Annotated in this window: 9 protein-coding genes and 1 other RNA gene; 6 read left to right on the top strand and 4 right to left on the bottom strand. The window is 51.1% G+C overall.

What is annotated here, in order from left to right:
• Nucleotides 1-29: 29 nt before the first annotated feature.
• An RNA gene (rnpB, locus tag WMO24_RS03125) (RNase P RNA component class A) lies at nt 30-369 on the bottom strand.
• Nucleotides 370-542: 173 nt separating this feature from the next.
• On the opposite strand from rnpB, the gene gdhA reads away from it, so the two are divergent.
• The 6 genes from gdhA to rlmH all read left to right on the top strand — a co-directional run bounded on the left by gdhA (nt 543) and on the right by rlmH (nt 7,481).
• Entirely contained in the window at nt 543-1,892 is a 1,350-nt protein-coding gene (gdhA, locus tag WMO24_RS03120) for an NADP-specific glutamate dehydrogenase (RefSeq protein WP_349214879.1), read from the top strand.
• A 65-nt stretch (nt 1,893-1,957) separates the two neighbouring features.
• Nucleotides 1,958-2,854 carry an RluA family pseudouridine synthase gene (locus WMO24_RS03115; RefSeq protein ID WP_349214878.1) on the top strand — a complete coding sequence of 299 codons (897 nt, stop codon included), beginning with the start codon at nt 1,958-1,960 and terminating at the stop codon, nt 2,852-2,854.
• 125 nt (nt 2,855-2,979) lie between these two features.
• The gene (locus WMO24_RS03110) at nt 2,980-4,590 is read left to right on the top strand and encodes a M23 family metallopeptidase (protein ID WP_349214877.1); all 1,611 of its coding nucleotides are present in this window, start codon (nt 2,980-2,982) and stop codon (nt 4,588-4,590) included.
• 258 nt (nt 4,591-4,848) lie between these two features.
• Nucleotides 4,849-6,132, top strand: a complete 1,284-nt coding sequence (gene murA / locus WMO24_RS03105) for a UDP-N-acetylglucosamine 1-carboxyvinyltransferase (protein ID WP_349214876.1) — start codon at nt 4,849-4,851, stop codon at nt 6,130-6,132.
• Nucleotides 6,133-6,188: 56 nt separating this feature from the next.
• Nucleotides 6,189-6,980: an MBL fold metallo-hydrolase gene (locus tag WMO24_RS03100; RefSeq protein ID WP_349214875.1), complete on the top strand. Its 792-nt coding sequence runs from the start codon at nt 6,189-6,191 to the stop codon at nt 6,978-6,980.
• A 15-nt stretch (nt 6,981-6,995) separates the two neighbouring features.
• Nucleotides 6,996-7,481: a 23S rRNA (pseudouridine(1915)-N(3))-methyltransferase RlmH gene (rlmH, locus tag WMO24_RS03095; protein WP_349214874.1), complete on the top strand. Its 486-nt coding sequence runs from the start codon at nt 6,996-6,998 to the stop codon at nt 7,479-7,481.
• A gap of 31 nt (nt 7,482-7,512) precedes the next feature.
• Here rlmH and ytvI read toward each other — a convergent pair whose 3' ends face one another.
• From ytvI to WMO24_RS03080, 3 genes are all read right to left on the bottom strand, one after another.
• Nucleotides 7,513-8,559, bottom strand: coding sequence for a sporulation integral membrane protein YtvI (gene ytvI, locus WMO24_RS03090; protein ID WP_349214880.1), 1,047 nt, complete (start codon nt 8,557-8,559; stop codon nt 7,513-7,515).
• A gap of 166 nt (nt 8,560-8,725) precedes the next feature.
• On the bottom strand, nt 8,726-10,087 hold the full coding sequence (locus tag WMO24_RS03085) for a hypothetical protein (RefSeq protein WP_349214873.1): 1,362 nt from the start codon (nt 10,085-10,087) through the stop codon (nt 8,726-8,728).
• Nucleotides 10,080-10,595, bottom strand: coding sequence for a sigma-70 family RNA polymerase sigma factor (locus WMO24_RS03080; protein WP_349214872.1), 516 nt, complete (start codon nt 10,593-10,595; stop codon nt 10,080-10,082). Before WMO24_RS03080 ends, WMO24_RS03085 begins: the two co-directional genes overlap by 8 nt.
• Nucleotides 10,596-10,597: the final 2 nt, after the last annotated feature.

Below are 10,597 nucleotides of genomic sequence, written 5' to 3'. Positions count from 1 at the left end.
GGTGCCATGGCACCGCCGCCTTCCATGTCCAAACGACCAAACCGTAAGCCGGGTTCTGTATTAAACGACGATCTATCTAGACTGTACGTTGCCGCACAGCTCAAGCCACCTCCGAGGACACGCAGGGAGACGTATCGTCCTCATACGGGTGTTGCTCCTGGTAGGGTTTACAGAGCCGCGCAAGTCACCAAGCGCGCTGGTGCGCTCTTACCACACCTTTCCACCCTCACCGGCCTAAAAAGGCAGGCGGTCTATTTCTGTTGCACTATCCCTGGGGTCACCCCCGGCTGCCGTTAGCAGTTACCATTCCCTTGTGGAGCCCGGACTTTCCTCAAGACAAAACTGTCTCGCCGCCGTATGTTTTGCTCATTTGGACATATTCAGTATAACACACTCCGTCTTCTTCGTCAATTTGGGGGATTTTCTTTGTAAATAATGTGATTTTACTTGAATCAACAGAAAAAAGTGATTATAATTTTTTCCATAAGAGCAGAAATGCGCAATTTGGCGTGTTGCTCTATGGAATAAAGGGGGAAAAGGAAATGTTCAAGAACGAGTATTTGCAGAAAGTCTATGCAGAAGTTGAGGCTCGCAATGCCGGCGAAAAAGAATTTTTGCAGGCAGTGCGCGAAGTGCTGGAGAGCCTTGAAGTCTATGTGGAAAAGCACCCCGAACTGGAACAATGGGGCGTTTTGGAGCGCCTGGTTGAGCCGGAGCGCTTTATTCAGTTCCGTGTGTCCTGGATGGACGATGCGGGAAAGGTCCACGTAAACCGCGGTTACCGTGTGCAGTTCAATTCTGCCATTGGTCCCTACAAGGGCGGCCTGCGCTTGCATCCTTCCGTCAACGCCTCGGTTATCAAATTTCTTGGATTTGAGCAGATCTTCAAAAACAGCCTGACCGGTCTGCCCATGGGCGGCGGCAAAGGCGGTTCTGATTTTGACCCGAAGGGGAAATCCGATGCAGAGATCATGCGTTTCTGCCAGAGCTTTATGACAGAACTGAGCAAACACATCGGTCAGTTCACAGACGTGCCCGCGGGCGACATCGGCGTCGGCGCGCGTGAAATCGGCTATATGTTCGGACAGTACAAACGTCTGCGCAACGAGGTTACGGGTGTTCTGACAGGCAAGGGCCTGGCTTACGGCGGCAGTCTGGCACGTACAGAGGCCACTGGTTACGGCTTGTGCTATTTCACCGAAGAGGCTCTGAACTGCATGAAGAACGACAGCTTCCAGGGCAAGACAGTCGTGATTTCCGGCTCCGGCAACGTGGCGATTTTTGCGACGGAGAAAGCTACGCAGCTGGGCGGCAAGGTCGTGGCTTTGTCGGATTCCAACGGCTACATTTACGATAAAGACGGAATCAACCTGGATCTGGTCAAGGAGATCAAGCTTGTGCGCCGCGGCCGCATTAAAGAGTATGTGAATCAGGTGCCGAGCGCAGAATATCATGAAGGCTGCTCCGGCATTTGGAGCATTCCGTGCGATATTGCGCTTCCCTGCGCAACGCAGAATGAGATTGATGAAGCCAGCGCGAAACTGCTGGTAGCCAATGGCTGCAAAGTGGTTTGCGAGGGCGCCAACATGCCGTCTACTCCGGAGGCGATCAATGTCTATCTGGAGAATGGCGTTCTGTATGGACCGGCGAAAGCTGCCAACGCGGGCGGCGTGGCGACCAGCGGTTTGGAGATGAGCCAGAACTCCCTGCGCCTGTCCTGGACATTCGAGGAAGTGGATGAGCGCCTGAAAGGCATTATGAAGAACATTTTCCACAATGCGTTTGACGCTTCCAAGGCCTGCGGCGTGGAAGGCAATCTGATGGTCGGCGCCAATGTGGCCGGCTTCATCAAAGTGGCGGATGCGATGCTGGCGCAGGGCATTGCGTATTGATTTTTCATTGCGGTCAAAGGCAGCCTGATTTTTCGGGCTGCCTTTTTCTGTTAGGTGGTGAGTGTTTGAAACTTCAATTTGAGGTGCGTGCGGAAGAAGACGGACTGCTTTTGCGTGATTTTTTGCGGCTGAAAAAGGTGTCGGCAGGGTTGCGCTCTGCAGTCAAGCGCGATTGCGGCTTTTTTCGGAACGGAAACGTTGTTTATACAAATGAACATGTTCGGCAGAATGACTGCATTTCCTTTTGTCTTCCGCCGGAGAATGCCGGCAGCGTAACTCCACAGGATATACCGCTTTCAATCGTTTATGAGGATGAACAGGCGATGGTGCTGGATAAGCCGGTAGGACAGGTGGTTCATCCCACGCTGGGGTATTCGGACGGGACGCTTGCCAATGCTTTCTGCGGCGAGATGAAACGGCGTGGCAACCAGATCCCATTTCGGCCGATCAATCGAATTGACCATGGAACATCCGGGCTGGTTTTGTGTGCCATGAATGCCTATGCGGCGCCGATTCTGGCAGAAAGCTGCCAAAAGGTCTATTACGCAGTTATTGAGGGGCATCTTTCGTGCACAGAAGGTGTGATTGATGCACCAATCGCGCGATGTCGGGATTCCATCGTCAAACGGGAAGTGGCTGGCAGCGGTAAACCCAGCCGGACGGAGTATACGGTTTTGTATGAGTCCGAACGGTTTACGCTGGTGCGCTGCATTCCCGTGACGGGAAGAACCCATCAGATTCGCGTCCATTTCTCCTGGCTGGGCCATCCGCTTGTTGGAGACGATTTTTATGGTGCAAAAACAGCTTTGGGACGCCCGGCGCTTCACTGCGGTGAGGTGACATTTTCTGTGTTTCGGCAGGTTCATGTTCGTCGGCGGCTTCCCCGGGATATGCAGTCCCTGTTTTTTGAAACAGCAAATTTAGGACGGGAAAATTGGCTTTTTGATGCACATGACTTGTAAAGGATCTGTGAAAAACACAGGGTGAATCGCTTTTTCGGGTTGCGTGTCCCTCTTTTTCGTGTATAATAGAATAGTTACAGATTCGTTTGAGCTGAAAGACAAAAGCGGAAAAGGAGGCTCCGACGTTGAAGAGACAGTGGAAGCGTTATTTCCGCGATGGGGAAGTTTCACCTCGCGCGGTTGCGCATTTACTGGGAAACCTGTTCTACGACACAGGCTATCATACAGAGTATTTTTTTATTCGCTTCACAAGAGGCGTTCGTCATATTTTACATGGCATTGCCGGCGTATTTGTTTGGGTTTTCACCCTGCTGGGCAGTTTGCTGAAAGCTTTTTTCGGCACGATTCTGGAGGATGTTCTCGCCCCCTGGAAACAGATCAGCCAGGGAATGCACAACCTACGCACGATGATGCGGCAGGAGAGAGAAGCCGGCTCACAGGATGTGGCCCAGAAAGGGTGGCAGTATTTTAAGCGCGGCGTGCGCGCATACCGGGATTTGATCTGGAACGCGCTGGCTTACTTAATGCCCTTGGGAGCTACGGCAATTCTGGTTTTCACGGTATACACGGTCCTGAGTTATACATTTGCGCTCTCGGTGGAGTACAACGGCCAGATGGTCGGGTTTATAGAGAACGAAACAGTGTATGAAAATGCCCAGAATCTGGTGCAGCAGCGTCTCCAGGCTGACGCGGACCGTTCCGAGTGGGAAGGCGAGGCGACCTTCACCATTTCTGTAGTCAGCGAAGCGGCCTTGTCGGATCAGGCGGAACTGGCCAACCGCATCATTGCCACTTCTTCACAAAAATTTGTGGAGGCAACCGGCGTGATGGTCAACGGTACGCTGGTGGGCGTGACACAGGACAGCGAACTGGTGAACGAGGCTTTGGAACAGGCGCAGGCGCCCTACCAAAAGCCGGATCAGTCCGATTGGAGCGTGCGGTTCCGTCATGAGGTTGAGGTGATTCCGGGCCTTTACTTCACCGATACGTTAATTTCCGGGCAGGAACTGGTCAATCGACTGACAGGGGCGGCTCCGTTTACGCTGGCAGGCGGGGAGTCGATCACGATGAACTGTCTGGAAGTACAGCAGGTACAGCGGATCACCTATCAGGAAGAGATTCCCTATGAAACCGTCACAAGTCAGTCGGCAGAACTGACATGGGGTGACGAGGTGATTCAACAGGCGGGCGTCGCAGGTCAGCAGATTGTGACGGCGGATGTTGTTTACGACATGAACGGCGTGGAACTGCAGAAAGTGGTCCTCTCGCAGGAAGTAATCTCAGAGCCGGTCACCGAGGTGATTTTGTACGGCACCCTGAACCAGTACGGCGGCGCTGTGGGCGAGCCCGGCGACGGCAACTTTATCTGGCCGGTGCCTGGCTACAGCGGAATTTCCCGCGGCATGGGTTATGGCCATCGCGGCGTGGACATTACGGGGGCTTACGGTACGACCATTGTGGCTGCGGATAACGGTCTGGTTGAGATTTCCGAGAATGGTGCAGGTACCTCCAACTGGAGTTACGGCTTGTTCGTAAAAATCGACCACGGAAATGGTTACACCACGCTGTACGCGCACTGCTCAGAGCTTTTGGTTTCGGAAGGCGAGTATGTGGTGAAGGGACAGCCCATTGCCCGAATGGGATCGACCGGCAACTCCTCGGGTAACCATTGCCACCTTGAATTTACAGAAAACGGCGTATTGACGAATCCGTATCGTTTTGTCACACCGCCATAAAATTTTGAATCTGCGCCGCAGGAAACTGTCTGTGGCGCAGATTTTTCTGTATAATACTCAAACTGTATTTGCAAAATGAGTGTGTGTGCGCTATAATATTAAAAGCGTGTCTTCAGAGACGCTGAGGATGATTTTTGGCAAAAACCGTTAAAAATGAAAATCGGCTTTTATTTTCTGCAAAAGGCGTGTATACTAAAAGAGTTGTGACATGCCCGCGGTTTGGGCCGGAATTTGCTTCTCAAAGGAGAGTCTTGACGAGTGAAGAAATTTGTCATTCACGGTGGGAAACCGCTGGTGGGCGAAGTGGAGATCAGCGGTGCGAAGAATGCGGCTGTAGCGATTCTTCCCGCGACCATTCTGGCGGCCGATAAATGCATTATAGAGAACCTGCCCAGCATCAGCGATGTGGGGGCGTCTGTAGATATTTTGAGCGCGATGGGTGCGCAGGTGAGAATGCTGGACAAGCACTCTCTGGAAATTGATACGACTCATTTGCACGGAACCAGCGTGCCGGATGATTTGTCCCGTGCCATGCGTGCATCCTACTATTTTCTGGGAGCTCTTCTGGGACGTTACGGCCGCGCGACGGTTGCGATGCCTGGCGGCTGTGATCTTGGCCCCCGCCCGATTGATCAGCATCTGAAAGCTTTTTCTGCATTGGGCGCGAAAGATGCCGTGGACAACGGGATGATTGATGTGCGAGCGTCTCATCTGGTGGGCGAAGAGGTCTTTTTTGACACGGTTTCTGTCGGCGCTACCATCAATGCGATGTTGGCAGCGGTCATGGCAGAGGGTATGACTGTGCTGGAAAATGTGGCAAAAGAGCCGCATATCGTGGACGTGGCCAACTTTTTAAACACAATGGGTGCGGATGTGCGCGGCGCTGGTACGGATGTGATTAAAATTCGCGGCGTCAAGAAAATGCACGGATGCACATATTCCATCATTCCCGATCAGATTGAGGCGGGAAGCTATATGGTCGGCGCGGCCATCACAGGCGGCAATGTACTGATTAAGAATGTCATTCCCAAGCATCTGGAGCCCATTACTTCCAAACTGGAGAAGGCGGGCGCGGTGATTGAGGAATTTGACGATTCCGTGCGCGTCAGCCGGACTGGCGATTTGGAGCCTCTGAACGTGAAGACTATGCCTCATCCGGGTTTCCCGACGGATATGCAGCCTCTGGTATCGGTGCTCCTCACACTGGCCAAAGGAACATCCATTATCACAGAGGGCATTTGGGAAAACCGCTTCCGTTATGTGGACGAGTTGGCCCGCATGGGAGTAAATATTCAGGTGGCAGGCCGTGTGGCGGTCATTGAGGGTGTAGCTGAGCTGCAGGCGGCGCCTTTGCGTGCGCCGGATCTGCGTGCAGGTGCAGCACTGGTGATGGCGGCCCTGGCGGCTGACGGTGTTTCGGAAATCGAAGACATCGGTCATATCGAACGCGGGTATGAAGATATTGTGGAAAAATTGCAAGGGCTGGGCGCGGACATCAAACGAGTGGAACGCCCTGCGAACAATATGCGAAAAGTAATTTGATAAGCGGAAAAATCCTTCGGTTTCTGACCGAAGGATTTCTTTCTGAAAGGAGATCTATGGCTCGATTCACAACGCTCTATTCCGGCTCGTCCGGAAACAGTGCATTTATTGAAGAGAATGGCCGTTACCTGCTGGTTGATATGGGAAAAAGCTGCCGCACGACGCTGGCGGCGTTGAAAACATTGGATGTTTCTCCGCTGGATCTGCAGGGAATCCTGGTCACGCATGAACATTCGGACCATGTCAGCGGTTTGAATGTGTTTTTAAAAAAATATCCAGTGCCGGTATATGCAAGCGCGGCGACGCTGGATGTTTTGGAGGAGCGAGGTGTCCTTCCGGAGCGTGTGGACGGGATTGCGGTAGATGGCCGGGAAGAGGAGATCGGCGGATTTACTGTGCAGAGTTTTTCCACAAGTCATGATTCAGTCGACTGCTGCGGTTACCGCATTCTCACACCCTCGGGGAAGGCTGTGGCCATTGCGACGGACCTTGGCTTCATCAGCGATGAGGTGATGGCTAACTTATACTGTGCGGATGTAGTGGCGCTCGAATCCAATTATGATCTCAATATGCTGATGTCGGGCCGTTATCCCTATTATTTAAAAATGCGCATTGCATCGGAGAGAGGCCATTTGTGCAACGATGAATGTGCCCAGACGATTCTTCGTCTGATGAAAGCCGGATGCAAAAACTTCAGTCTGTGTCATATCAGCCAGGAAAATAATACGCCGGAGCTGGCGCTGGCAACGCTTCAATGTGTGCTTGCGGCGCAGCAATTCGTGCCGGATGAAAAAACAAGGGTTTTGGCAGCTCGAAGGCACGAGATCTCGCCGGTCATCGAATTTTGAAGGAGAGAAATACTTATGCAGTCGATCACGTTGATTGCCCTTGGAAAATTGAATGCAGATTACTTTCGCGCGGCTGCGGCTGAATATCAAAAGAGACTTTCCGGGTTCTGCAAGCTAAATGTCGTGGAACTGCCGGAGGAGCCGATTCGTGAAAAGAACGCTTCCGAAGCGGTGATTGAAAAAGCTTTGGAGAAAGAGGCAAAGGCGATTTTGAGCCACGTTCAGCGGCCGGGGGTTTTGGTGGCGCTGTGCATTGAAGGGCGCCAAATCAGCAGTGAAGAACTGGCGGATTTTTTAGCACGGCAGGCAGTCGGCGGGGCAGGCAGCGTTACATTTGTCATTGGCTCTTCACACGGCTTGTCTCCGCTTGTGAAAAAAAGCGCTGATTTCAGCCTTTCCATGAGCAGGATGACATTTCCGCATCAGTTTGCCCGTGTGATGCTTTTGGAACAGCTGTACAGGGCTTTTTCCATTCAGGCAGGCAAAAAATATCATAAATAAAAGAAGGCCGGGAATCCGGCCTTCTTTCTTATTACAAATCGCCTGAACGGTGAAGCTGCACCATGATTGTAACTGCGATGGGGACGCCGAACAATCCGACGATTCCAAACAGATAAGAACCCACAAACATACACATCAATGTGACGAGCGGATAGAGGCCGATCTGGTTGCCTACAACACGGGGTTCCAGCGTTTGGCGCACGATAGTGATGATCGCGTATAACACAAGCAGACCGATTCCAAGAGGGAAGTTTCCAAGCAGCAGATTGACAACACCCCAGGGGATCAGAATCGTCCCGGTGCCAAGAACCGGCAAAATGTCGACAATGGCAGTTCCGGCGGCGATCAAGATTGCGTAATCGATGCCGAGAAGCGACAACCCGATGCTGACTTCCACAAACGTAAGAAACATCAAAATGGCATATGCTTTGGCAAATTTGAGGAGAACGTCGATACCATGTTCTTTGATTTTAAAGAGTACCTCTTTGCCGCGCGGCGGAATCAGCCGTACGATGAATGCGGTGATTTTGTAATAGTCCACCACGCAGAAAAAAGATGAAATGATCGTGATCAGAAAACTCACCAGAAATGCCGGAAGAGAACTGGCGGCGTTGGTTGCGATTGTAAGAGCGGCCGAAGAGATTGCGGCAATCAAATTGCCAAGCCCGTCATTCATGCTTTCGCCGATGCTTGCAATCACATCACGTGTGGATTCGTCGAATCCCTCCAGAAAGTCGAGAAGCATATTCTGAATGGAGGTGAGTGCCGGATCGATGACATTGCTGTAAAGGTTCGGCAGCATTTTGAAGGCCTCCCGCAGAAAAATGACAGCCCTGCTTCCCAGAACAATTAAAAGCGTAGTGAGTAAAATATAAAATACGATCAGTGTTAAAATGGCAACGAGCCGACGCTTTTTATGCGTTTTTTCGGAAATTTTGTTGATGAGAGGCTTCAGAAAAAAGGCAATCAGAAATCCCACCATGAAAGGCAGCAGGATTGGAACCACATACTTCAAGACAATGAAGATAAGTGCAAGAATAATACAATAAAAAACAAACCGTATGATGAAGGTGCGCATTTTTTCAGTAGACATGAGAGGTTCTCCTTTTTGAGCAGCTATTCTTGAAAGAATCTTTTTCTCTTATTATAGTGAAAAATTTGAAAAAAATATAGGTGAATGGAAAAATAAAAGAAAAACACCTTCCAATGCGGATAAAGGCATCAGAAGGTGTTTGTTTCATTGATCAGGAAAATTGAAGGTCCTGTCCGTCGACCAGAACCTGGCCGATATTTTCCGGAGAAAGGGGAACGCGGAAATCCTGCTGCAGTGTGATACTGACCTGGTCCTGCTCGTCAAAGGAGAAAATGGTCGAACTGGTGTAGAAGTCAATTTTATTTCCGTTGGTGTCGTAAACTTCCACCGAAGGATATTCACCGTTGACCGGTTGCCCATTACCGTGCAGAGAAATGCCGAGGGGAGAAAGCGTGACCTGCGTATAGTGAACCGAGTCCAGCGTGATGTCACAATCTGCGGACTGCTGTTTGTAGACACTGTCCAGAGTGAACGTTACTTTCCAGTCTCCGCGCACGGCGCTGTCATAGGAGATGGCATCGTAATACAGAGAAAGATCGTCCAGAGAGTAACTTTTCGGAACAGGAAGTACATATTCGATGTATTCGCTGTAATCAGCATCCAGTTCCGAATATTGGCGCCCAAACTCATACGTGCCGCTTCCTGCATTCAGAGGTTGACCGTTTGAATCCAGCAGATACAAATCAGCACGGGCATAGCGGCCGAGTTCGCTGACCTTCATCTGCACATGAAGCGTGTCCTGAACAAATCCGATTGCCGTAATGGTTCCCCAGGGCAGTTCTGGGTTCCAGCCATCCGGAAGAGGTGCAGCTTCCAGAATGGAAGGCGGTGCATCCTCAAAAGGTGAAAAACCATTGGGGTCATATACGATTGAACTGCCGTTGATGGACACGCCTTCCTGCAAAGACGGTGTTTGATCCTTTAAAAGAGAGAGGGAATACCCGGTGTTTTGACGATGAGAATCTTCCACATCATTGAGCAGCGTGCGAACCTGTACGGTAATCGGCTTTCCGTCCAACGCGTCAACGCTGTATCCGGACAGGCGATAGATGGAATTGCCGGTGCTGGAATCATAATCGACCAGCTGAACGTCGCAGGGGCCCAGCGTTCCGTCAATCTGCAGATTGGAAAGAACGGTCTTTTCGTTAACACGGCCACCGGCCTGGTCACGCAGGGAAAGATAAACGGTAACACGTTGATTGTCATTGACGGCGGCCAGCACCTGCATTTCGATGTCATCGGATACGCAGGAAAGTTCCACCGTCTGCATGATTGAGGCAAGCTGAACTCCGACCTGTTCGACCAGCCGTTGAATAGGTGGAAACGAAGCGGCGAGAACGCTGACGCTGCCAACAAAAGTAACTGCGGCTACAGCTGCCACGGCGATGACGCGCCGGAATGGGTGGAATCTCCGCCTTGGCGTGAAGGAAACGGGAGAAAAGGCGGGAGCGGATACATGCAATGTATCCAGACGGCGATCCACTGCCCGCTGGATGCGTTCGTGGTTAGTCATCTTCGTACCAATCCTCCAATCTTTTTTTCAGTTGCTCACGAGCCCTTTTTAAACGGACGGAAACGGTGGATTCAGGCGCGCCAAGCACTTGTGCGATGTCACTGATTTTCATATCCTGATAATAGAACAGAAGAATGACTTCGCGGTAGTGCGGTTTTAAACGCATGATTTCAATCAAAATCGTGTCGTCCTCATGCGTTTCGCTGTGGGTGGGGATTTCGTCCAAAACTTCCTGGACGTTTACTTTTCGATGCCATGCACTGCGAAGATAGTCTTTACACACATTGATCGCGATACGCATAATCCAGGTCTTTTCGCTGGAATTGGTATCGAATTTATGGTAGTTTCGGTAGATTTTTAAAAATGTATCCTGAACAGCATCTTGCGCCAGATAAACATCTTTCAGATACAAAAAGCAAATCCGCATTAATGAATCGCCGTACTGCTGGACGATCCGGTCCATGTCGGGCGATGCATTGCAGGAGGGCGCAAGCTGTGGCGGCACCATAA

Source organism: Ruthenibacterium intestinale, from assembly GCF_040096265.1.
In the GTDB taxonomy this organism is placed as follows: Bacteria; Bacillota; Clostridia; order Oscillospirales; family Ruminococcaceae; genus Ruthenibacterium; species Ruthenibacterium komagatae.
Note: the sequence above shows the minus strand (reverse complement) of the source record. Positions and strands in the feature narration are given on the sequence as shown.

Bases quoted from the DNA above. Each gene is read 5' to 3' on its own strand.
- WMO24_RS03100 (WP_349214875.1), top strand. From the start codon at position 6,189: ATGGCTCGATTCACAACGCTCTATTCCGGCTCGTCCGGAAACAGTGCA.
- rlmH (WP_349214874.1), top strand. From the start codon at position 6,996: ATGCAGTCGATCACGTTGATTGCCCTTGGAAAATTGAATGCAGATTAC.
- WMO24_RS03085 (WP_349214873.1), bottom strand. From the start codon at position 10,087: ATGACTAACCACGAACGCATCCAGCGGGCAGTGGATCGCCGTCTGGAT.
- ytvI (WP_349214880.1), bottom strand. From the start codon at position 8,559: ATGCGCACCTTCATCATACGGTTTGTTTTTTATTGTATTATTCTTGCA.
- gdhA (WP_349214879.1), top strand. From the start codon at position 543: ATGTTCAAGAACGAGTATTTGCAGAAAGTCTATGCAGAAGTTGAGGCT.
- WMO24_RS03080 (WP_349214872.1), bottom strand. From the start codon at position 10,595: ATGGTGCCGCCACAGCTTGCGCCCTCCTGCAATGCATCGCCCGACATG.